At 47.4% G+C, this 24,227-nt stretch carries 17 protein-coding genes; 9 read left to right on the top strand and 8 right to left on the bottom strand.

The window, feature by feature from the left end:
• Nucleotides 1-114: 114 nt before the first annotated feature.
• From QUA04_RS07335 to QUA04_RS07325, 3 genes are all read left to right on the top strand, one after another.
• Complete coding sequence (locus QUA04_RS07335; protein WP_333255260.1) at nucleotides 115-1,203, top strand: HNH endonuclease; 1,089 nt, start codon at nucleotides 115-117, stop codon at nucleotides 1,201-1,203.
• A gap of 83 nt (nucleotides 1,204-1,286) precedes the next feature.
• A complete protein-coding gene (locus QUA04_RS07330) occupies nucleotides 1,287-3,161 on the top strand; it encodes a DNA-directed RNA polymerase subunit gamma (RefSeq protein WP_333255258.1) in 1,875 nt (624 codons plus the stop codon).
• Between the two features lie 460 nt (nucleotides 3,162-3,621).
• Nucleotides 3,622-7,752 carry a DNA-directed RNA polymerase subunit beta'' gene (locus QUA04_RS07325; RefSeq protein ID WP_333255256.1) on the top strand — a complete coding sequence of 1,377 codons (4,131 nt, stop codon included), beginning with the start codon at nucleotides 3,622-3,624 and terminating at the stop codon, nucleotides 7,750-7,752.
• Nucleotides 7,753-8,062: 310 nt separating this feature from the next.
• Here the strand turns inward: QUA04_RS07325 and QUA04_RS07320 are convergent, their stop codons facing one another.
• Entirely contained in the window at nucleotides 8,063-8,458 is a 396-nt protein-coding gene (locus QUA04_RS07320) for a response regulator (protein WP_006632892.1), read from the bottom strand.
• A gap of 1,496 nt (nucleotides 8,459-9,954) precedes the next feature.
• Between QUA04_RS07320 and QUA04_RS07315 the strand changes: the two genes are divergently transcribed.
• The 3 genes from QUA04_RS07315 (at nucleotide 9,955) to QUA04_RS07305 (ending at nucleotide 14,458) form a co-directional block, all read left to right on the top strand.
• Nucleotides 9,955-12,507, top strand: a complete 2,553-nt coding sequence (locus tag QUA04_RS07315) for a DNA topoisomerase (ATP-hydrolyzing) (protein WP_333255254.1) — start codon at nucleotides 9,955-9,957, stop codon at nucleotides 12,505-12,507.
• 260 nt (nucleotides 12,508-12,767) lie between these two features.
• Nucleotides 12,768-14,180 (top strand): ATP-binding cassette domain-containing protein, encoded by a 1,413-nt coding sequence (locus QUA04_RS07310; RefSeq protein ID WP_333255252.1) that lies wholly within the window; start codon nucleotides 12,768-12,770, stop codon nucleotides 14,178-14,180.
• 125 nt (nucleotides 14,181-14,305) lie between these two features.
• A complete protein-coding gene (locus tag QUA04_RS07305; protein WP_015179166.1) occupies nucleotides 14,306-14,458 on the top strand; it encodes a high light inducible protein in 153 nt (50 codons plus the stop codon).
• A gap of 214 nt (nucleotides 14,459-14,672) precedes the next feature.
• Here QUA04_RS07305 and rpoD read toward each other — a convergent pair whose 3' ends face one another.
• Nucleotides 14,673-15,839, bottom strand: a complete 1,167-nt coding sequence (gene rpoD, locus QUA04_RS07300) for an RNA polymerase sigma factor RpoD (protein WP_333255250.1) — start codon at nucleotides 15,837-15,839, stop codon at nucleotides 14,673-14,675.
• 308 nt (nucleotides 15,840-16,147) lie between these two features.
• Between rpoD and QUA04_RS07295 the strand changes: the two genes are divergently transcribed.
• On the top strand, nucleotides 16,148-16,318 hold the full coding sequence (locus tag QUA04_RS07295) for a hypothetical protein (protein WP_333255248.1): 171 nt from the start codon (nucleotides 16,148-16,150) through the stop codon (nucleotides 16,316-16,318).
• Between the two features lie 218 nt (nucleotides 16,319-16,536).
• Here QUA04_RS07295 and QUA04_RS07290 read toward each other — a convergent pair whose 3' ends face one another.
• The 6 genes from QUA04_RS07290 to trxB form a co-directional block, all read right to left on the bottom strand.
• Nucleotides 16,537-16,701 carry a hypothetical protein gene (locus QUA04_RS07290; protein WP_333255246.1) on the bottom strand — a complete coding sequence of 55 codons (165 nt, stop codon included), beginning with the start codon at nucleotides 16,699-16,701 and terminating at the stop codon, nucleotides 16,537-16,539.
• Nucleotides 16,702-16,956: 255 nt separating this feature from the next.
• Nucleotides 16,957-17,157: a hypothetical protein gene (locus tag QUA04_RS07285; protein ID WP_333255244.1), complete on the bottom strand. Its 201-nt coding sequence runs from the start codon at nucleotides 17,155-17,157 to the stop codon at nucleotides 16,957-16,959.
• Nucleotides 17,158-17,498: 341 nt separating this feature from the next.
• The gene (locus QUA04_RS07280) at nucleotides 17,499-18,131 is read right to left on the bottom strand and encodes a DUF4276 family protein (protein ID WP_333255242.1); all 633 of its coding nucleotides are present in this window, start codon (nucleotides 18,129-18,131) and stop codon (nucleotides 17,499-17,501) included.
• An 18-nt stretch (nucleotides 18,132-18,149) separates the two neighbouring features.
• The gene (locus QUA04_RS07275) at nucleotides 18,150-19,355 is read right to left on the bottom strand and encodes an AAA family ATPase (protein ID WP_333255240.1); all 1,206 of its coding nucleotides are present in this window, start codon (nucleotides 19,353-19,355) and stop codon (nucleotides 18,150-18,152) included.
• 150 nt (nucleotides 19,356-19,505) lie between these two features.
• Nucleotides 19,506-20,390 (bottom strand): ABC transporter permease, encoded by an 885-nt coding sequence (locus tag QUA04_RS07270; RefSeq protein WP_333255237.1) that lies wholly within the window; start codon nucleotides 20,388-20,390, stop codon nucleotides 19,506-19,508.
• A 265-nt stretch (nucleotides 20,391-20,655) separates the two neighbouring features.
• Nucleotides 20,656-22,026 (bottom strand): thioredoxin-disulfide reductase, encoded by a 1,371-nt coding sequence (trxB, locus tag QUA04_RS07265; protein WP_333255235.1) that lies wholly within the window; start codon nucleotides 22,024-22,026, stop codon nucleotides 20,656-20,658.
• A gap of 585 nt (nucleotides 22,027-22,611) precedes the next feature.
• Here trxB and QUA04_RS07260 point away from each other — a divergent pair.
• Nucleotides 22,612-23,628, top strand: coding sequence for a methyltransferase domain-containing protein (locus QUA04_RS07260; protein ID WP_333255233.1), 1,017 nt, complete (start codon nucleotides 22,612-22,614; stop codon nucleotides 23,626-23,628).
• A 323-nt stretch (nucleotides 23,629-23,951) separates the two neighbouring features.
• Nucleotides 23,952-24,191 carry a helix-turn-helix transcriptional regulator gene (locus QUA04_RS07255; protein WP_172186452.1) on the top strand — a complete coding sequence of 80 codons (240 nt, stop codon included), beginning with the start codon at nucleotides 23,952-23,954 and terminating at the stop codon, nucleotides 24,189-24,191.
• The last annotated feature ends 36 nt before the right edge of the window (nucleotides 24,192-24,227 follow it).

Genomic DNA, 24,227 nt, shown 5'->3' with positions numbered 1-24,227 from the left:
TTGACAGCATTCAATTCTTTAATCTTTAATCGACAATCTCAAATTAAAATGCCTCAGCAGTGGTACGAACACTGCTGAGGCGAATCAACGCTCTAAACAGGAGAGACGCTGAACATGAATATTGTAACAGTTGTCCCAGGAATTCAAGGAGAAGTTGACCGGGCGACGGGCTGTATTAATTGGCAAGGGAGCAAGTTTGGCAACGGTTACGCGCGCAAGTGGATCGATGGCAAAACAGTATTAGTCCACCGTTTAGTCCTCGAATCAAAAATAGCAGGATTCCTCGGTTCCGGTTATTTTGGTTGCCATACCTGCGACAATCGAAGCTGCATCAACCCGGCACATCTGGTAGTAGGTACTGCTGCTGAGAATACCGGGCAGATGATTGGGCGCGATCGCAAAACTCCCAGACGCAAAAGTATTCCCGGTATTGGCATATTGTCGATCGCACAACTACGGGAAATTCAGACTAAATATTTATCTGGAACCATCAAGAACCACCTAGCAAAAGAGTATGGAGTACAACATGAAACTATTACTAAGATACTTCAGACAAATATTCCCGATAACTTCACTACAGTTTCACCCAATTTTTTAGGAGAAATTCAAGACAGCGGCTGCATCATTTTCCAAGGTTCAAAAGACGGTCCAGGTTATGGCAGGTACTTGAAAAATGGAAAATCAAAATCAGTGACTCGTGCTGTTTTAGCAGAGAAATTAGGATACGAACTTCCGGCTTCGATGGATGCTTGTCATACCTGCGATAATCCCAGTTGCATCAATCCAGAACACCTTTGGGCTGGTACTCGCTCCCAAAATTCATTAGATGCTTCCAAGAAAGGACGCACCCAAGGCAAAAGTCATCCCCTTTCCAATGCCAAATTAGACTGGGAAAAGGTGCGAGAAATTCGGCAAAAGCTAGCAGCAGGAAAGAGGATGAAGGATGTAGCACAGGAATACAGTGTAGACCGCAAAACCATACACGATATTAAGTATCACGTCACTTGGAAAGAAGAAGGTCAAGAGGTTCCAGTTCCCCGCATGGGTGGACATCTCGAACGCAAGCTAACTTTTGCTCAAGCTATTGAGATCCGAGAACGAATCCAAGCCGGAGAATCCCTTGCTAAAATAGCTCAGGAATTTGGAGTATCCAGAAATATCATTTCTGATATTAAAAGAAAGGTCACCTATAGAGGAGAGTAATATTGATTTGAGTTCAAAACGAAGCAAACAAAAAATATAAATTGCCAGCACTAATCGACAGTAAATAAGCAATAGGAGTCAAAATGGCTAAAATAGAACAACGCTTTGATTACGTCAAGATAGGATTAGCTTCACCAGAAAGAATTCGACAGTGGGGAGAGAGAACTTTACCCAACGGTCAGATAACCGGTGAAGTGACAAAACCCGAAACAATAAATTACCGGACATTAAAACCTGAAATGGACGGCTTGTTTTGCGAGCGCATTTTTGGACCTGCAAAAGATTGGGAATGTCATTGTGGCAAGTACAAACGAGTTCGCCATAGAGGCATTGTTTGCGAAAGATGCGGTGTAGAAGTCACTGAATCTCGCGTCCGCCGTCACCGGATGGGATTTATCAAATTAGCGGCTCCCGTAGCTCACGTTTGGTATCTCAAAGGCATCCCGAGTTACATGGCAATTCTGTTAGATATGCCGCTCCGAGATGTCGAACAAATCGTTTATTTCAATGCCTACGTTGTCCTAAATGCAGGTAATGCAGAAAAGCTGCAATACAAGCAATTGCTAACAGAAGATGCTTGGCTGGAAATAGAAGACGAACTATACAGCGAAGATTCCACACTCACAGGTGTAGAAGTAGGCATAGGTGCTGAAGCTTTGCAAGTTTTGCTGCAAAATATTCCGCTAGAAAGTGAAGCGGAAAAGTTGCGGGAAGATATTGCTAATGCTAAAGGTCAAAAACGGGCCAAGTTAATTAAACGCTTGCGGGTAATTGACAACTTCATCGCTACGGGTTCTCAACCCGATTGGATGGTGCTCAATGTGATTCCGGTGATTCCCCCCGACTTGCGGCCGATGGTGCAGTTAGACGGCGGCCGTTTTGCAACGAGCGACCTCAACGACCTTTATCGGAGAGTAATTAATCGGAATAACCGCTTGGCTAGACTCCAAGAAATTCTGGCGCCGGAGATTATCATCCGCAACGAAAAGCGGATGCTGCAAGAAGCTGTGGATGCGCTGATTGACAACGGTCGCCGGGGTCGGACAGTGGTGGGGGCAAACAACCGCCCGCTGAAGTCGCTGTCGGACATCATTGAAGGGAAACAAGGTCGCTTCCGGCAAAACTTGTTGGGGAAACGGGTTGACTACTCCGGACGATCGGTGATTGTGGTGGGGCCGAAACTGAAGATTCATCAGTGCGGTTTGCCGAGGGAAATGGCGATCGAACTTTTCCAGCCTTTCGTCATCCACCGCTTGATCCGCCAAGGATTAGTCAACAACATCAAAGCTGCCAAAAAACTGATCCAGCGCAACGATCCCAGTGTTTGGGACGTGCTTCAGGAGGTGATTGAAGGACACCCGGTAATGCTAAACCGGGCGCCGACGCTTCACCGTTTGGGGATTCAAGCCTTTGAGCCGATTTTGGTGGACGGGAGGGCAATTCAGCTTCACCCGCTAGTCTGTCCGGCTTTTAACGCTGACTTTGACGGCGACCAAATGGCAGTGCACGTGCCTTTGTCTCTGGAATCTCAGGCGGAAGCGCGCTTGCTGATGCTGGCTTCTAACAACATTATGTCGCCGGCAACCGGAAGACCGATCGTTACTCCTTCTCAAGATATGGTGCTCGGTTGCTATTACTTGACAGCCGAAAATCCTGACGCTCAAAAAGGAGCCGGTCACTATTTCTCCAACCTTACCGACGCGGTTGTAGCTTACGAACAAGGAATCGTTGACTTGCACTCTTATGTGTGGGTGAGGTTTCAAGGCGCCATAGAAAACGCAGAACCCGAGGGAGAACCGCTGAAGGTGGAACGGTCTACCGACGGTATAGTGACGAAAGAATACAAGTTCCGCCGGGTTCGGGAAGACGGAGAGGGCAAGGTGCTCAATCAGTTTATTCGCACTACTCCGGGCCGGATTATCTATCACCAAACGATCGAATCGGTAATTAACAATTAGAAATGGGTAAGGGGTAATAGGTAATGGATAAGAGGTAAGGGGTAAGAGGTAATGGGTAATAACGGACAAATAATCGCTAACAAATAATAGTGATTAAAACCGAAATATTCACCCATTACTACTTACAAATACTTCAGCGACGCGGTTCCTGAGCGAAGTCGAAGTGCAGTAAACAGTTACTAATTACCAATTAAGTAGGTAGGTGCAAATAAACTTTATTATGGGAATGGCAGATGAGTGTATTCATCTCCTAGCTTAGCTCTGTTCCTTATACGCTAAACCAGCCCCTACAAAATGCTTGTTGTTTTTTCCCGTCGCTCTACTTATCAATTACCAATTACCAATTACCAATTACCAATACTTCTGCTACGCGGTTCCTGAACCCTTGGGCTTCGCTCAGAAGAACCGAAGTCGAACGCCAGTAAAAGTTACCAATTACCAATTACCACTCCTCAGAAAAATGACAGAAAATAAGGAAATTGTTTTTCGCAATCGAGTTGTTGACAAAGGTCAGCTCAAAAAATTGATCTCTTGGTCCTTCATGCACTACGGAACAGCCCGTACAGCGCAAATGGCCGATAAACTCAAAGACTTGGGTTTCCGCTTTGCGACACGAGCGGGAGTTTCGATTAGCGTAGACGACCTGCAAGTGCCCCCGTCAAAACGATCGCTCCTAGATGCAGCCGAAGAAGAAATCCGGATCACAGAACAAAAATACACCAGAGGCGAAATCACCGAAGTCGAACGCTTCCAAAAAGTAATCGATACCTGGAACAGCACATCAGAAGACCTCAAAGACGAAGTAGTCAAAAACTTCCGAGCCACAGACCCCCTAAACTCGGTCTACATGATGGCATTCTCCGGGGCGCGGGGAAACATTTCTCAAGTGCGGCAGCTAGTCGGAATGCGCGGATTGATGGCTGACCCCCAAGGAGAAATCATCGACTTGCCAATTAAAACCAACTTCCGCGAAGGACTCACCGTCACCGAATACATCATCTCCTCCTACGGCGCGCGCAAAGGCTTGGTAGATACAGCGTTGCGGACGGCAGACTCTGGCTATTTGACTCGTCGTTTGGTGGATGTGTCCCAAGACGTAATTGTGCGGGAAGTGGACTGCGGCACTCAGCGGGGAATTCGAGTACGGCCGATGACGGACGGAGCAACAGTGCTGATCCCCCTGAAGGACAGGCTGCTGGGGCGCGTTTTGGCCCGAGATGCGGTTCACCCCAAAACCGGGGAAATCGTGACTTACGGCAGCGAAAAAGCAGTCCGAAATCAGCCAATTACCGATGAGTTGGCGACGGAAATTGGTAACGCTGGGGTGGCAGAGGTGTATTTACGATCGCCCCTGACTTGTGAATCTACCCGCTCAGTTTGTCAGCACTGCTACGGCTGGAGTCTCGCCCACTTGAAAATGGTAGACATGGGAGAAGCGATCGGGATTATTGCAGCTCAGTCGATCGGGGAACCAGGAACCCAACTCACCATGCGTACCTTCCACACAGGGGGCGTATTCACCGGAGAAGTCGCCAAACAAGAACGCGCACCATTCCCCGGCGTAGTCAAATTTAAAAACCTGCGAACCCGCGCCTTCCGCACCAGACACGGCGAAGAAGCACTGGTCGCCGAAAACAACGGCAAACTCGTATTTGAGGGCGACGGCTTTGAAGAAGGTAAATCCGGCGCCAAAAATCAAAAACTCAAAATCGAACTAGCGATCGTCCAAGGTTCTACCTTAATGGTCAAAGACGGACAGCGCGCCATACCCGGTCAAGTTTTAGCAGAAGTACCCATCGTCGGCCGCGCCGCCCGCAAAACAACAGAAAAAGTCACCACAGACGTAGCCTCCGACTTAGCCGGAGAAGCCAAATTTGCTGATTTAGTGCCTGAAGAAAAAACCGACCGCCAAGGGAACACCACCCGCACAGCCAGCAAAGGCGGGCTGATTTGGATTCTCTCAGGAGAAGTCTACAACTTGCCCCCCGGCGCGGAACCGGCAGTGAAAAATGGCGATCGCATTCCGGCCGAAAGCGTGATTGCCGAAACTAAACTCGTCTCGGAACACGGCGGCGTAGTCCGCATCGCGGACCCCAGAGAAATCGAAATTATCACCGCCCAAGTCCTGCTCGACCAAGCAGTCGTGCGGGCCGAAAGTGCAGGTGGCCGCGACCACTACACGATCGAAACATCTTCTAAGCAGCGGTTTTCCCTGAAGACGGCTCCTGGGAGCAAAGTGATTAACGGGGAAGTCGTCGCCGAACTGCTCGACGACAGCTACCGCACAGCTACAGGGGGCATTGTCAAGTACGGAGGGGTGGAAGTCCACAAGCGCGGTAAAGCTAAACTTGGCTACGAAGTCGTTAAAGGCGGCACTCTGCTCTGGATACCGGAAGAGTGCCACGAGGTAAATAAGGATATTTCTCTGCTGCTGGTGGAAGATGGCCAGTACGTAGAAGCCGGTACTGAGGTGGTTAAAGATATTTTCTGCCAAACCAGCGGGGCAGTGGAAATCACTCAGAAAAATGACATCCTGCGGGAAATTGTGATCAAGCCGGGCACACTCCATGTAGTTGACCGCCCGCCGCTAACATTGGGCGAAGGTCAAATCGTCAACGCCGGTCAAGAAATTTTCCCAGGCTTGGTTGCCGAAGAGTTGGGCTATGCCGAGTATATCGAAACTCCCGAAGGCCCGGCTTTGTTGCTGCGGCCTGTGGTGGAGTTTCCGGTGCCGGATAAGCCACCTGTGCCTTCTCAGACGGCGCTGAATGAGTCGATCTCTTTGAAAGCGGTTCAGCGACTTCCTTATAAGGATGGGGAGCGCGTCAAATCTGTCGAGGGATTGGAACTGCTGCGGACTCAGCTTATTTTGGAAATTGGTTCGGGAGCTCCCCAACTGGCTGCGGATATCGAGTTGCTGCCGGATGAGGAGGATGCTACGGCTTTTGGGGCAGACGGTTCGGGGCCAGCTTGGGGCTCGCCTGAAGACGTTGCTGCGTCGCAAGAGTTGGCTATGACAGTAGCCGATGGAGGCGATCGAGTTTCCAAGACTTTCCGCTTGCAGTTAGTGATTTTGGAATCGCTGGTGATTCGGCGGGACGTGTCTGCTGATCCGACTCAGGGCAGCACTCACACGCGACTGTTGGTCGAAGATGGGCAGTCGATCGCGCCCGGGGCAGTAGTCGCCCGCACCGAGATTCTCTGCAAAGAAGCGGGTATCGTTCGAGGCATCCGTGAGGGGCATGGCGAACCAGTGCGCCGACTTTTGGTGATGCGAGATGCCGATTCTATTTCGATCTCTGTGGCGGGTACGCCGGATGTGAGTCCGGGTCAACTGCTGGTGGCTGGTACCGAAATAGCTCCCGGGGTTGTTCTCGAAGAGTCCGGCCAAGTTGTGAAGGTTGTACCTGCGTCGGAGACAGAATCGGCGAAACTATTGCTCAGGGTGGCTCGCCCTTACCGGGTTTCGGCTGGTGCGGTGCTGCACGTAGACGACGGCGACTTGGTGCAGCGGGGTGACAATTTGGTGATTCTGGTGTTTGAGCGGGCAAAGACTGGGGATATCATTCAAGGTTTGCCACGGATTGAGGAACTTCTTGAAGGGCGGAAGCCTAAGGAAGCTTGTATTTTAGCCAAGCGGCCGGGGACGGCTCGCGTGGTTACGGATGACGATGTTGTGGAACTTGCGGTGATTGAGGATGATGGCCGGATTGAGGAGTATCCTTTGTTGCCTGGTCAAAACCCGATCGTTTCCGACGGACAGCGCGTGGGCGTCGCCGAAGCTTTGACCGACGGGCCTGCTAACCCTCACGAAATTCTGGAGGTGTTCTTCCACGTGCTCAAGGAGCGACAGTCTACTTTTGAGGCTGCCTTGGAGAGTTTCCAACAGGTGCAGACGTTTTTGGTGAATGAAGTGCAGTCGGTTTATCAGTCTCAGGGCGTGGATATTTCTGATAAGCACATCGAGGTGATTGTCCGCCAGATGACCAACAAAGTCAGGATGGAAGATGGCGGCGATACTACTATGCTTCCCGGCGAGTTGGTAGAATTGCGGCAGGTTGAGCAGGTGAATGAGGCGATGTCAATTACTGGTGGAGCGCCGGCGGATTATACTCCGGTGTTGCTGGGGATTACTAAGGCTTCGCTGAATACTGATAGCTTTATTTCCGCTGCTTCGTTCCAGGAGACTACGCGGGTGTTGACTGAGGCTGCGATCGAAGGTAAGTCTGACTGGCTGCGGGGACTGAAGGAAAATGTGATTATCGGCCGCCTGATTCCTGCGGGTACTGGGTTCAATGCCTATGAGGATGCTGGGGTCCAGGATGCGGGTTTTGATGGTGCTGTGTTTGATGACGACATCCACGATTTACAGGAGGATGTGGTACTTGATGACCGTACGGCGCGTCGCGCGTATACTATCGAGAGCGGTTTTGAACTCGGGCGCGCGTCTGATCTTGAGGCTGATGAGGATTTTGAGGAAGTTGAGGTTGATGAGGACGAGTTTGTCGCTGAGACTGATGATGATGCCTTGGGACCTGATGGTGACGATGATGATGATATCGGTTTTGACTTCGATGAGGACGAAGACTAATCATAGTTTTGAGCTTGCATGAAGGAGTGAACAGCGTTGTGTTCGCTGAGGATAAGTTGGTTCCTCGCCACAACGCACACTACGATTTCATGAGTTAAAAAAGCTCAAATTTTTCCTCACAAATTCCAAGTCCGAACTCATAGCATTGTGCTATGGGACATCGAAAGGAAGAAGGAAGAAGGAAGATTTAGAGTTCAAGAAAACCTTGTAATTCTAGAGTTTTAATTGTTTGTTGGTTCACACAAACAATTCTTTCTTCCTGCTTCCTTTTTCCTTCTTCCTTCTTATTCCTTCTGCATATATGGTTCACTCAATCAGGCAGCAAAGCCTTGATTTGATTAACAAACTCTTGATGGTCTACCACAGGTTTAGAGATGTAACCGTCGGCACCGCTTTGATCCAGAAATGTTTCTTTATCACCGGCCATCGCGTGAGCAGTCACCAAAATAATCGGCAGCGATGCCGTTTGCGGGTCAGCTTTGAGCAGTTGAGTAATCTTAATGCCGTCAACAGATTTGCCCTGGTACACGCTGCGCGAAAGAGACACATCCATTAAAATCAAATCAGCTTCGCCGTTCGCAGCAATCTGCATCACCTCTTCAACATTTTCCGTGTGCTTCACGGCTAAGCCCCCCCGCTTAGTCAGAATTTTGGAAAAAACCCGAGCATTAACCAAATCGTCCTCTACAATCAGAACGGTTTTCATAAATAAATATGGGAAGTATAGAAACTTTGTGACTTTAGTCCAAAGAGGAACACGACACGGGGAGTACATTCCCCGTCAAAAATGCAGAGTTTTTAGCGCCATTAGCCGGGAACCCTGCAAAACCCGTATGTATATCCTTGAGCCACTAGCTGTGAGAGGGTTTACAGATGCCTAGAAGCATCCAGTACCATCATTTAGACTACTACACACAGACAGTTTAGTTGTTTTTTATAACTAGACCTGGAACTGGTGAGAGTCTCAAGATTCTCAGGTAGCAGGTTTCTAGTACAATCCAGGACGGATGGACGACGCCTCGAAACCGGGTTTTTGATCGTTTCGGCGGGCTATAACGAACTCTTGCTATGAAAAAACCAGGTTTCTGACTACCCGTGCGTCCTGGACTATAGTATCCTCTCTTTCGGTCAAGCCTTCGGCTTCTACCATTTTAGATTTTAGATTTTAGATTTTAGATTTTAGATTTTAGATTTTAGATGGGAAGTGATTGACTGGATATCAGTTTGGATCACGGGCCTACAGTTGCATTATTTTTTGAACTGGTATTAGAGTCGGGAATGTGTGATAATTATTTTCCTCCCTCCTCATTAGAATCAAGCCATGTTTATTCACATACTCCCGTCGCCACAGCATTTGAAGTAGCGAATCTAGCGGGGATTGTTGGAGATTCCTAATTCTCAATTTTAACCCATCAAAACGGCTTAAAATATCGACGCTTCCGTTCATCAAGCCGATGTCAGACTAGGAGATATCGCCAGGAGAGCTTTTGAGTGATGAATTCATCAAGATCGGCATTTTTGACACTCTCACCGAGTCACGACCATGCTCTATTGTTGAATAAGCCCAAAACTGGGAGTTCACTCATAGTCCAGTCGCCTCTACACGATCAGAACAAGTACCAGTACCAGAGAGATTCCAATTCCGCTTACTTTTCTTTTTTAATACTTTCGGATTCCATCACGCTTGCCAAAATACGGTAAGCTCGATCGTCTACCATTGCTGCTTGATCCACGCTGCGGCTGTACTGAGACGAGATCAATCCGGGGTTTCTCCTGAATAAAATATTTCTTCGTGTAGATGGTTATTCCTAATTGCAATTAAATTCTATCATGGATTGACGGGGACTCAAGTCCCTCGTGACGCTTTCCTAGGAAGGGTTAAAGCCTCACTACGTTCTGAGCTTCTGGCATTCCGTGTTCTCCTGTGAATCAACCTTCTGACGGCAGAAGGTAAATAGACAGGTAGGCGCAAATGAAGGCAACATAGAGGTTAGGGTAAGAGTGGAGAGTAAGAGGCAAGTGTTGCCCGTCTTCGGGACTCTGATTCTGCTTTCACAAGTTAAGTTTATTTTTATTCTTCAACTGGGCGGTTGGGTCGAACTTTCGGTTCGCCTGCGGCAAAGGCTTTTCAATCGAGACAGGGAACCTCGGCATTATTGACAGAGGCTGTTTTCACTCAGGAATTAACGGACACAAGGACTCATGGCTAAACAACTCAACCTACTTTCCGGGCAAGTAATTTCTACGCCTCTGCACGCCGAGATGCAGCAATCGTACCTCGAATATGCCATGAGTGTGATCGTCGGGCGAGCTTTGCCTGATGTCCGCGACGGTTTAAAACCTGTTCACCGTCGAATTTTATATGCGATGCACGAACTCGGTCTGACGCCAGACCGACCTTACCGTAAGTGCGCCCGGGTAGTTGGAGATGTTTTGGGAAAATATCACCCCCACGGCGACCAATCGGTTTACGACGCTCTGGTACGCATGGTTCAGGAGTTTTCGAGCCGCTATCCTTTACTGGCGGGTCACGGCAATTTCGGTTCGGTGGACAACGATCCGGCGGCTGCTATGCGCTATACGGAAACGAGGTTAGCACCCATCGCCCACGAAGCTATGCTAACCCAAGTCGGCGATGCAACTGTTGATTTTACTGCTAACTTTGACAGTTCGCAGCAGGAACCGACGGCGCTGCCTGCTCAGTTGCCGTTTCTGTTACTCAACGGCTGTACGGGCATTGCTGTGGGGATGGCAACTAATATCCCGCCGCACAATTTGGGGGAGGTGGTAGACGGTTTAATTGCTTTGATTGAAAACCCGGAACTATCCGACGAGAAGTTGATAGAACTGATTCCGGGCCCGGATTTTCCAACCGGAGGGGAAATCGTCGCTACAGAGGGAATTGTTGACGCATACACTAAGGGTCGAGGCAGCATTGCGGTCAGAGGTGTGGCCGGGGTGGAAGAGGTGCCAGGTAATCGCAAGGTGCGTACTAAAACGGCGATCGTGGTGACGGAGTTTCCGTTTCAGGTAAATAAGGCGGCTTGGATTGAAAAGGTGGCGGAGTTGGTCAATGCTGGCCGCCTCGACGGTATTTCTGATTTGCGTGACGAGAGCGATCGCGAAGGGATTCGAGTGGTGATTGAACTCAAGCGGGAATTTACCCCAGAAGCGGTTCTCGCTCGCCTTTACCAACAAACTGACCTGCAAACAAATTTTGGGGCGATTTTGCTGGCAATTGTCAACGGTCAACCGCGACAGTTGACGCTCCGACAATTGTTGCAGGAATTTCTGGATTTCCGGGAAGTGACTCTTACCCGCCGCTACAATTACGAGTTGCAGGCTGCAGAACGCCGCTGTCATATTGTCCAAGGCTTAATGTTGGCTTTGACAAATCTCGATACAGCGATCGACATTCTCAGAAATTCTCCTGACGGCTCTACTGCTAAGCAAACTTTACAAGTTCGCCTCAATTTGAGCGAAAGTCAAGCTGATGCGATTTTGGCGATGCCTATGCGTAGGCTGACTGGTTTGGAAAGGCAAAATTTGCAGTCTGAGTTTGATGAGTTGATGGCTAATATTCAAGAATTGCAGCGGTTGTTGAGCGACAGGCGCGAACTTTTGAAGGCTTTAAAGAAGGAATTTCGATCGCTCAAACGCAAGTACGCTGACCCCCGCCGCACTAAATTCGCCAATGGAACTGCACGCGCAGCAAACGCCGAATCACAATTTGCTGGTAAGAAAAATTCTGGGGTCAAGCAGTTGTCGCCGGCAACGATTCAGCCGAACTTATTGCCCGTTCTAGAGCCAGAGGAAACTATTGTTGAATTTTCGCACAAGCAGTACGTGCGACGCTTGCCGAGTGGGGAAAAGCCACGCTCGAAAAGTCGCGAAAAATCGGTTTCCGCTTTAGAAAAAAATGAAGATTTTATTGTGACGGCAAATCTGACGAAAACCGATCGCACTTTGGTCGTCTTAACTCCTAACGGCAAAGCTTACCCGCTGAAAGTGGCCGATATTCCTAGTAGTAGCGCCAAAGACCGGGGAACGCCGATCGTTAGTTTGTTGTCGCCGAGTGCTACTAAAGACAGTGCCGATCGCGCTTTGTCGGAAATCACAGTTGCACACTTTATTTTGCCGGAAAATTCGGAGGCGGCGGATTTAGTAACTCTGACTCAGCAAGGGAAAATTAAGCGCTTGGCGATGCAGGAATTTGCTGATTTGACTAATCGCGGCGTTACTGTTGTTAAACTCAAGGAGGACGATCGGCTGCGCTGTGCGAGTCTGGCTAAAGTCGGCGAGCAAGTGGCGATCGCAACTTCAGGAGGCCGAGTCCTCCGGTTTGAGATCGATGACGAACAACTGCCGCCAATGGGCCGCGCGGCCCAGGGTTCTCAAGTAACCAGGTTGCGGAAGCAGGAACAGTTGGTGGGCTGCATCACTCTCGACCCGAACGACAGTCTGGTGTTATTTTCCGAGTTGGGTTGGGCAAAACGAATGCCTGCGGGTTCTGTCAGACTTACTAACCGCGGCGAAATTGGCACTCAAGCTTTTCGCTTCGCAGAGCCTAAAGATGCTTTAGTTGGCTTGCTGCAGGCTGTTCCGGGTACGGATGTCAAACTTTTTACTAATTCAGGCCGCCTGCTGCGATCGGCTATTGATGCTATAGCTTTTTGGGGGAAAGATGCTGCGGGCGATCGAGTTTTTGACCTCAATCCGGGTGAAAAAATTATCAAAGTTATCAGCAGTCAATAGTCATGGGGCATGGGGCATGGGGCATGGGGCATGGGGCATGGGGCATGGGGCATGGGGCGTGGGGCATGGCGTATTAATCTGATTTGTGACCTCTGACTTCAGACTTCAACATCCATCCGTTAAATCATTTAAATCCTGTACACTGCTCGTTCCCGAACTTCCTCCTTCCTTGAATATCTCAATTACCAATGCCCCATGCCCCATGCCCAATTCCCCAATCAAAAATCAAAAATCAAAAATCAAAAATCAAAAATTGTTTAATGGCGCAAGTTGTATTAGAAAATATCTACAAAAGTTTTCCTCTCCGCCAAGGAGAACAGGGAAAAGAAGCAAACACCCTCGCAGAAAATGTCTCGCCTATAGCCGATCGCCCTTCGTCTAACAGCGTTTTGCGACGCATTAACCTGACCGTCGAAGACGGGGAATTCATGGTGCTGGTGGGGCCTTCGGGCTGCGGAAAAAGCACTTTGCTGCGATCGATCGCTGGTTTGGAAGTTTTGACGGCCGGCAATATTTGGGTGGGCGATCGGCTGGTTAACGATTTGCCTCCTAAAGACCGAGATATCGCTATGGTATTTCAAAATTATGCTCTCTATCCTCACTTAACAGTTTACGATAATCTCGCCTTTGGATTGCGTCGCTCGGAAAGGGAGAAAGAAGAAGGAAGAAGGAAGAAGGAAGCAGAAATAGGGAAGAAAGTAGAAGGGAGAAAGGGGAAGATACAAGGAGAAGAAGGAAGCATCCATAAGGGAGAAAAAATCAGGAATAAGGTAGAAGAGGTTATTAATTATTTAGCTTCTCATTCTTTTAAAAATCCTCTAATTTATCCTTTGTTCGAGGACTTTTTAGGAGGAGCCACTCGCAAGTTGCCTCCGGGTTTGCGCTATTTGTCGGAACGGGAAAAGGCTGTAGGAAAACGAGTGCGAGAGGTAGCTGAATTATTGCAAATAGAATCTCTTTTAAATCGCTTGCCGAAACAACTTTCGGGAGGGCAAAAGCAGCGGGTAGCTTTGGGTAGGGCGATGGCTAGAAATCCTGAAGTTTTTTTGATGGACGAACCGTTATCGAATCTGGATGCGAAATTGAGGGCGGAAACTCGATCGCAAATTGTGCAGTTGCAGCGACAGTTGGGAACTACAACTATTTATGTGACTCACGACCAAACTGAGGCGATGACAATGGGCGATCGAATTGCTATTATGAATAGAGGCCAGCTTCAGCAAGTAGCTCAACCTCTAGAGCTTTACAACAAGCCGGCTAATTTGTTTGTTGCTGAGTTTATCGGTTCTCCGGCGATGAATTTTTTGTCGGTTGAATTTAGTGCTCCGCTGTTGATTTCTCACCCGCAATTTCGCTTTACTTTACCCGATATTTGGGCAAAAAGTCTACAACAATATGACGGGCGAGGGCTAATTTTGGGAATTCGGCCGGAACATCTGAGTATTAACCCTCCGGCTACCAAAAATCTTTCGGTACAAGTGGAAATTGTAGAGGCTTTGGGACACGAAACTTATTTGGGGGTTTGTTTGACGGATGCTCCGGCGGTGCGAATGCAAGTGCGGGTTCCTCCTGAGCGATCGATCCGAGTTGGCGAGGAGCTTTGGTTGGCCATCGCCCATGACAAAATTCACTTGTTCGACCCTGATACCGAGTTGGCTATTTTTCCTCGTTAGGCAAAATCATCAAGGTCGATCGACCGTTGTGACCGAGCTCACTCATCACAAGCTTGCATTTTTATCAAGGAATGTTATATTTATTTACATAAGCCTTAAACAAGTTAACGAAAGGAGTTCGCACTATGCAAGAACAAAAACGCAACGCTTGGAACTGGGGCTTCAGCGAAGGAGCCGAAAATTGGAACGGTCGTTTGGCGATGATTGGTTTCTCTGCCGCTGTCATCATCGAATTGGTTTCCGGTCAAGGCCTGCTTCACTTTTGGGGCGTGATGTAATTTTCTAGTTAAGACTTTTGTGACACTGCAAAGCTTGGGAGTTCCGTAACGGACTCCCTAAATTTTGGCAGCGCAATTTTGGCAGCAAATAGCCACTTGCTCCGGGCAGTTAGCTGCCCAAAACTTAACCGCTATAGCTCAAACCGGGGCGGGGGGTCTCCCCCCCAAAAAAAAGAGTGCGAATCACTCTTTTGGGTGATGCTAGCAAATTACTCTAGCGGATATATTCTTTTAAGATGCTGTTGCGGTTGGGATGGCGCAACTTCCGCAGGGCTTTAGCCTCGATTTGGCGAATCCGCTCACGAGTGACGTTAAAGATCTGACCAATTTCCTCCAAGGTCTTCATCCGTCCATCATCTAAGCCGTAACGCAGCCGCAGTACATCCCGTTCTCGGGGGCTGAGAGTATCCAAAACGCTTTCCAAGTCTTCTCTGAGCAAGTTTTTGGAGACTTGATCTTCTGGTGTTTCCCCGTCTGATTCAATAAAATCTCCCAGACGTGAGTCTTCCTCTTTGCCGATCGGAGTTTCTAGAGAGATGGGCAACTGTGCGGACTTAGCGATGAACCGCAACTTCTCGATCGTCATCTCCATGCGGGTAGCAATTTCTTCTTCCGTAGGCTTGCGACCCATTTCCTGAGACAGGAGTTTGGTAGTTTTCTTGATCCGCGAAATGGTTTCGTAAAGGTGAACCGGCAGGCGGATAGTGCGCGATTGGTCGGCGATGGCCCGGGTAATGGCTTGACGTATCCACCAAGTTGCGTAGGTAGAAAACTTGTAGCCTTTTTCGTGATCGAATTTTTCAGCGGCCCGGATCAGACCCAAAGAGCCTTCCTGAATCAAATCTTGGAAAGACAAACCGCGATTCATGTATTTTTTGGCGATCGACACGACCAAACGCAGGTTTGATTGCACCATTTTTTCCTTTGCCCGACGGCCGACGTGGAGTCGGTGACGGAATGCAGGAAGTGCCATATCTACAGCATTCGCCCATTCGCTGTCTTTGGGTTCGCGGTTATACTCTTCGAGCAGTTGTTCTCGAACTCGCTCTAATTCCAGCAAATCTGCAATCTTGCGCGCTAGTTCAATCTCTTCGTCAGCTCGCAGCAGTCGAATCCGACCGATTTCTTGCAGGTAAAGACGAATAGAGTCTTCAGTATAATGCTTTTTCTTTGCCTGTGCCCGACGGCGGGCTTTGGCGCCTTTGCCAGATTTAGAGTCGTCCTCAGATTGAGCGTCTAAGAATTCTTCTCGATCGTCTTCTTCGTCGATAAAGAGTTCCAACTCGCTCTCAGGTAGAACGCTTTCGGCGCCCCGAAGCAACTCGAGTGTTTCCATTTCCGGTGTAATTGTGGTTTCGAGTACGGTGTTAGCCTGGATCATGCCGTCTTCCTCATGCTCCTGAATTAAAGAATAAATAACAGTGGAATAGTGTCTGTTTGTAGTTTAGACAAGTTAGCCAGTATTGACATTCCCGCAGGAAAAAATAGTGGGATTTTCGGTCTGCTAGCTGAATCTGTTACCGAAACTGCACCAGTTTTATGACTCAAAGTTCGAGTTCGGGTTTGAAGCAAACAGCGCATTCAATTGATCGCAGATTTTAACATCGCGACCTTAAATTGAGCTGGCGGCTTTTTCTTTCAGAGCGAGTTACCACATCATCTGCAATACCTTGCCCAGAGAAGCAAACCATGAAGGCAAACCATGAAGTGCGATCGATCGCACTTCCAAAAATACTGGCTTTTTTACTCGGTACTTCGAGCTATTACCCGTACAAGTTTTCCTGCACGGAACCCTCTAACTTTTGTATTCGAGGTGTCGAACTTTTGATGCCTTGCTTTCACTCTGGTTGTCAGACATGACAGTTGCACGGCAAATTTTCGCCACCTTGGATGCCGGTCTGCTGCCTCAAATGCAACAGCAGAGGGTTGAAGCACCAAAGGGGGAGAATCGGATCTTGCCAAGACCTTTCCGATTGTAGCCTTTCTCACAAAAAATGGAAGTTGTTTTCCATTGTTTGTCAAGAACTAGGAAAACTCTGTCAGCAGAGCTTGACAATACTAACTCATGTCCAGCTCTGCTAAATCCTGAGAACGGCCCGCAAAAACTTTGGCACGCTCGAACGGCGCTGTTTTCTGCGTATATCTGGGTGAACGGCTGCGGCGTAGTTGGCCAGACAGTTAGCAGACAATTTTTGACTTGCCCAAATTGGAACCAATACAATCCGTGTAGATACACCCATCATTACCCTGTTTCCCTGAATTGAATCATACGCAATCTGCGATTGAATAAAGCTCGTAGCTTTAGTTTTAAGCCGGCCACTCTGGATTAGAGACCGACTCTGACCCCAAATGAAGCGTTGCGGGTTGAGTAGTGCAACAGGGGCTTTCATTGTTAAGTTAGCTCAAATCTCAGAAATTGGGTTTAATTTTAACGTTAAATCACATTAAGTTCTTAACGTCACATTCTTATTTAAGCAGTTCGACACGAGTTTGTCGCGTCAGTGGCAAAAACCACCAGGATAAATTCTACTGAGAGTTAACCCGCCGCGCAACTCTCGGCTGCGGACTTCTCTAAATTTTTTGGCTTTCGGTTCGCACTTACGCGATCGCACTTTCTCACAAACCATACAATTCGACATCTCCCGGAAGTATAACTTCACGATTCCTTTAAATATATCGTGACAGTGTGAAGATTCCATAAACCCCTTTAATTAAATTTAGATAGCATTCCCGAATTGTCTTGATAATTTCAAGCAGACGCAAAAAAATCACCAGCGGACGTTGATGCAACTGCCTGCAGATGATAACTCCGCCAGGGAAGAAAAATTTACCCAGTTAGCGATGTGCTTGCTATTTTTAGATAAGGCATAAGGGGGAGGATGCGCTTAAAGATGTGGAGGGGTAGGACGCTGGTGGGATGCTCAAAATTTTGTTATATTTACAGCGTGCCATCAGAAAGCGCTGATCTAGGTTGGATCTCTAAATCATTCCTGGCTCCTAGCTCAGCAATGACGACATCGAAAATTGTCTATAAAGTTGATTATACCTGCTTACTATTGATGATTTCTAATAAACCTTGATAAAAGACTTTGAAGCTTTTAGAGCGATTTAATTCAGGATTCATATATTGAGAAATTTCGCTAGAGGCTTTATATTTTTCTAGTCCTCCCGGATGATATCCAGCTTTTTTCAGCACTCTTTCCAAAGCCTCCCATGTACCCCCTTTAATAGCATCGGGGTCGCGATACGGTTGTTGATTAGCTAAATTGGCAGAGACTTTAGGATAAGCTTGGCAAATTGCTTCAACATCGCCGAAAAACCACGCTTCTAATTCTTCAACTACAATTCGATTTAAGACTTGGAATGATTTATCTTTTTGACAGGAAGATTTAGTGATTAATCCCGAGGATATTGCCATTATTTCTAGTTGTTGTTTTAATTTGAGACAATCTTCTCGATCTTCATCTATTAAAATAACAATTTTCCAATCAGGCGGAAGCCATGCTTGATAACCTTTCAAACGGTTAGGCAATTTAGCCAGTAAATCTGTTTTCCCTCGAAAAGCATGAATTTTATAGGTAACAGTCGATGGCACTATTTTGGGTACAATCTGGGTTAAAGCTGATTCTAGTGATGCTTCTTCCACTAAAAACTCAAGATGCAAAATGCTCACCTCCTCTTAATTTTAAGTTTAAAATCCTTGCGGTGCACCCGCATTTTTGAGGGGATTTCCCACATCAAAAAAATCTTCCATCCACAGCGAACCGAGTAAGGAACCGTTTTCTATAAATTGTTTAATTCCCTGCATATCTGCGGTTCTTTTGGCTTGAGTAAAACCTTTTTCATCTCTATATAATACCCATAATTCTTCTGGTTTTAAACGATCTACAAAAAAGGGAGAATGGGTTGTTATCATTAATTGAGTATTCACCGAAGCCGAACGACATTCTTCTGCAAGCTGAGGTAATAATTGCGGATGCAAATGATTTTCTGGTTCTTCTATTCCCACTAATTGCGGGGGATTTGGATCGAATAAAACAGTCAAATAAGCTAAGAGTTTTAACGTACCATCGGAGGCATATTTTGCCAAAATGGGATGAGAAAAAGGAGCATCTTTAATTTCCAACAAAAGTCTGCCATCCTGCATGACAAGAGCCTCGACTTTTTCGAGGCGTGGAATACGAGCAGAAAGGGTTTTTAGTATTTCTTCTAACCGTTGGGGATGTTGTTCTTTTAGGTATTGGATAACATTAGGTAAATTGTCACCAGTGGGGGACAATCTTTCCTGTGCACCTGCTTCGGGAAGGCTGCGGGTATTATCTGCGGTTAAATAGGATAAATACCAACCTGTAATAAAGCGTCTTAATGCGCTGACGCGAGGATGTTTGGCAAATTGTCCTAATGTATTTACTGCTAATAATTCAGGTGATGCCAGTTGTTCGGTAATCCTTTCGCCTTCTTCATCAGGACTTTCGCCACTAATGACTTGTCCTTCGCCTTTCTTGAAGTCTAAAAACCGAAAAGGTTTACCTTGGCTGGCTCGCCTCCACTGTAACGATTCTTCAGCAATGAAAGGACGATTATTTTCTTCATCTATGGCGAGATGATAGGTAATTAACGGCGATTTGTATGTCTCTCGATATTTTAATTCAATAATGATGCAGCCTGTACTATCTCTGGTGCGTAGTTCTCGAAATCTGCCCCTTCTATCCCATGCTTTTCTAAGGCTTTCATTGAAACATTCAGACAGGAAAGCAAAAACATCAAAAATAGTTGATTTTCCGCTACCATTAGGCCCCAAGAGGACAGTTAAGGGGGTAATTTTTTTAAGTTCTAGATTATGTAAAGCTCGGTAATTTTGGACTTTTAGATATTCTATCCGTGGAACATTTTTCATGATTTCACATCCTTAACTATACTTGGTGTTTCTTGGAGAAGTAGGTCGTTTTCATTAAACCTAAAACGCTTTTTCGTTAGATTCCCGACTTCTCAAAGAAGTCCGGAATCTGGGTGTTTGGTTTTTTGAGATTGTGCTACAGAAAAATGATTACTGATTCCGCAGGCGAGGGTTAACAAACTCGTTTAATCCTTCCCCCACCAAAGATAGTCCTACTACCATTAAAGTCATCGCCCAACCGGGAAACAAAGCCGTCCACCAAATGCCAGTAGGTAGCGCATCTAAAGCTAAACGCAAGTCGTGTCCCCATTCGGGAGTTGCTTCGGGAAGTCCTAATCCGAGAAATCCCAAACCTCCTAATGTTAAAATTGCATCGGCAGCGTTGAGCGCAAACAGCACGGGCACGCTCTGAATCACATTCAGAAACAGGTAGCGCGAAAGCACTGTCCAAGTGTCAGCACCCATTGCTCGGGCGGCTTCGACAAACAATTCGGTTTTGACGCTGACGGTGTGATTCCTGACGACGCGGTAGTATTGAGGGATGTAGGAAATGCTCAGGGCGATCGCAGCATTCAAAACTCCTTTTCCCACTACAAACGCTAGGGTCAAAGAAAGCAGCAGCCCCGGCAAAGTATAAATTGTATCCATTAAAAATAACAACACTCGATCGAGCTTACCGCCCAAATAACCGCTAACCAGACCCAGCGGCACACCGATAAACAAACTCAAAGATGTGGCTAAAATCACCACTTGCCAAGCGGCCCGAGAAGCAAACAGCGTGCGGGAAAACACATCGTAGCCGCTGCGGCTTGTACCAAACCAATAATTCGCCGACGGCGGTTCGTGGATAGGGTTAATCAAAGCCTCGGTAGGATTTTGCAGCCATCCCCAAGCTTGCATAGCTGGAGACAAGGTGGCTACCAATACAAACACGGCAGTTATTGTCAAACCTGCCCACATCATTTTCATGGACAGGCTTGACGGTGAGGCAATGTTATTGAGAAATCGCGGCAGTCGGAGGCGGCTTTGAGCCATAATGACGATCGACCTATATAAGACTTTTCGATTTTAGTAGGACTCAGGCGAAAAAACCCGGAACAGTCAAAAATCCTCTTTCTCCTTCGCCAAAGACTCGCGACAAACCGGGTTTTTTCGCGCGATAGGGCTAAAAAAAAACCGGTTTCTCCCCTGCACGGGACTGGCGCGCAGGGGAGAAATCGGTTTTTTGGCAGGCGGAACGCCTGTCGAGTTTAGGTTAAATCTCTATTGGCGAATCTCAAATCTAAAATCGATCGAATTCCTACAAATTACTGGCAATTAACTCGCGGTACTGGCTTTTCGGCTTAACTCCCTTGAGCTCAGCCACCAAATCTTTGTCTTTGAAATACTGAATCGTCGGCGTACCAATCACGCCAGCATTTTCAGCAATTTCTGGATCTTCTTCGATGTCAATTTCCACGTAGTGGATTTTGCCCTCGAACTCATCTACTACTTTGCTCAAAATCGGCTTGAGGCTGTGGCAAGGCCCGCAACTCGGAGAGGCATATTTGACCACAATCAGTCGATCGCTATCGTGGAACAACTTCCGCAAAGCATAACCTCCTTCGTGGCGCGTGTCTTTGATATCAAAGTTCTCGCTGGTTTTGCGTACTTTTTGAGCTTCCGGCGCTGCGACGGGTTGCTCGGATTCCTCGGTTTGATGGAATTCCTGAGCTAAACCATTGGACGACAGCCACCGTTCTGCCAGCATCGCCCCCATACAACCGCTGCCGGCTGCGGTGATTGCTTGGCGAAACTCGTGGTCTTGCACGTCACCGACGGCGTAAACTCCCTCAACGCTGGTTTCTACCGAACCGTGTTTGGTAACGATATAGCCTACTTCGTCGAGTTCTAACTGACCTTGGAACAGTTGAGTGTTGGGAGTGTGACCGATCGCGTAAAACAATCCTTTCACCAGCAAATCGCTCTCGGCGCCGGTCTGGATATTTCTAATTATCACCCCGTCCATTTTGCCGCCCGCTTCGCCCAAAATATCCACTGCTTCGGTGTTCCAGTGCACGGTAATTTTGGGGTTGCTCAACACTCGGTCTTGCATGGCTTTGCTGGCGCGCATTTGATCGCGCCGCACCAGCATATGTACGTGAGAGCCGTATTTTGTCAAATAAATAGATTCTTCCGCTGCTGTGTCGCCCGCGCCGATGACAGCTAAGTCTACTCCTTTAAAAATTGGGGTAGCGCCGTCGCAAATGGCACAGGCAGAAATGCCGTGACTCCAAAATACGTGTTCGCTAGGCAGCCCCAGCCTTTTCGCCGTCGCGCCTGTAGCGATTACTATCGTGTGGGTTTTAATTTCTCTATCTTCCGATCGCACTGTAAACGGACGCTTGGTCAAATCCACCGAAATTACATCTTCTGTGTATAATTCGGCACCCCAGCGCACTGCTTGAGCTTTCATCCGATCCATGAGTTCCGGCCCGGTGATGCCTTCGGGAAAGCCGGGGAAGTTTTCTACCTCTGTGGTGGTCATCAATTGACCGCCGGGGACGCCTCCGGCTTGGTAGCCTTCAAACACTACGGGTTTCAGGTTTGCCCTCCCGGCGTAGATGGCTGCTGTATAGCCTGCGGGCCCTGAGCCGATAATTACTAGGTTTTCTACGGTTTCGTTGGTCATAGCTATTTACTTAAACTCATAACGACTTCGTTTTACTAATTCTAGCAGAGTTCGATCGAGTTTGGTTGGATGCCATTGTGCGATCGAGCATCTGTATCTATTTTTGAGGGTTGATCGGTCTTCGGGGCAATTCCAGCTACTTTAATAAGCAAAAACAATCTAAAAGTCGATTTAGTTTTAAATGTTCGATCTATTTTGACCCCTCAAATCTTAAGAAAGCCTAAAGACGACTCAAATTATTGACTTCATTCTCAATTATTTTACCTATTTACTTGCTTTGAGGCTTGTAGTACGATTTTCATAATCCAGGGGCATTATGACTAATTTAAGTTTTTGATGCTGAAAGCTTTTAAAATCGTCAAATTAACGAACTCTGCAAATGTAATAAGTACAATTGTTTATGCAAAATCCGCATTTGAGGGTTTAATAATTGTAACAGAGATTTGGGACACTTTGACAAAATACATGATTTGTGGTATGGAAGGTGAGATGGGGGGGAAATTCGATCGAGCTTTTTAACCGCTTCGGAAGCACAGGCGGGACGCCCGTGCCACGATTAACATAGGATTTTGTATTTGTGTGTGAATGGATAAAATCAAGATATTGTTTGTATGCAGCCGGAATAAGTGGAGGAGTTTGACTGCGGAGAAGATATGCGAGAAGGTTAGCGGCTACAGCGTGCGATCGTCTGGAACGGAAAAAGGTGCAAGAATCAGAGTAACTGAGGGTTTGCTGGGCTGGGCAGATTGGATATTGGTGATGGAGAAGAAGCATGGCGATCGACTTCGCAGCAAATTTCCCGAAAGTCTCGAAGGCAAGAAAGTTATTTGCCTGCAAATCCCGGACAATTACCAATATATGGAACCGGAGTTAGTCGAGCTTTTGCAGGCGAAACTGAACCCCTATATGGAAATGCCAGAGAACGAGATAAATTTTATGCAGCGAGTTTTGGAACCGGAAGTGATGGATTCCTTGGAAGAGGCGATCGAATACGATTCGATGGATTTTGCTGAGGTTAATGCTGCTTTTGCTCAGAGTGCTGCGGCGTTGGGGCCTGTTTTTGGAAACGTTTTGGATGCGGGGACGGGTACGGCGAGAATTCCGATCGCAATTTCTCAAATGCGGCCAGCATGGAAATTGACTTGCATTGATTTGTCGGCAAATATGCTGAAAGTCGGGGCCCAAAATGTGGAAAAGGCGGGCGTGCGATCGCAAATCAGTCTCGAATTAATTGACGCTAAAGCTATGCCGTATCCAGACAGTTATTTTGACATGGTGATTTCCAACAGCATTATCCACCATTTGCCCGATCCGCTGCCGTTTTTGCAGGAAGTCAAGCGGATGTTGAAGCCGCAGGGAGCAATTTTTTTGCGGGATTTGCTGCGGCCGGAAAAAGCGGAAATCAGGGATAATTTAGTCAATCTGTATGCGGGAGATTGCAACGCGCATCAGAAACAGTTATTCAGCGATTCGTTGCAAGCAGCATTTACGCTGGATGAAGTTGAGGAGATGATCCAAAATGCCGGGTTGGATGGGTTGAGGATTTATGAATCTTCAGACAGACACTGGACGGCAGAACGTGCTTGGTGCGAATATTTGTAGGCACGGGACGATCGCCCGATAAAATTTTATACGCAGTATTGCAAACATTCAAGTTAAATACTTGTCCCAATCCGACCAACTGCGAAACCGACCCACGACGCTCGACGCTTCTATTGTCAATTGGGAAGCCGGCGAACAATAACCTAGGAATTCAGACGCGGTTTGTAAGGCATAATCGATTCATGCTCCTTTCCAAAGGGGTTTTAGAGCCAGTCCTTGTACTTTCCACGGTTCGGGGCTGGCTATTAAACATATTGTCTAATCAATTTATTGTTTAGTCAAGATGCTTAAGCATCTTATATAAAAAATGTACGATCAAGGATATGCCGAAAAAGCCCGTTCCGCGACCTGAAGATGAAGAGTCGCATTTGAAGAAGCTCAGGGAAGAACTGGAGATGAGTCAGGAAGATTTGGCGCGAGAGCTTGGCGTTTCGTCGCAAACCATCAGTCGTTGGGAGTTGGGGAAGAATGTGCCGACGTTCACCGTCAAGCAGATGAAAGCTTTGGAGAAATTGCTGGCTAGCATCGGCAGGTCGATCGGCGACTTACCAGATAATCTGTAATGGAAACGACTAAACAAGCCCACGGATAAATCCGTG

The sequence above is a fragment of the Microcoleus sp. S13_C5 genome, assembly GCF_036700845.1.
GTDB lineage: Bacteria > Cyanobacteriota > Cyanobacteriia > Cyanobacteriales > Microcoleaceae > Microcoleus.
This window is presented reverse-complemented; position numbering and strand designations above follow the sequence as displayed.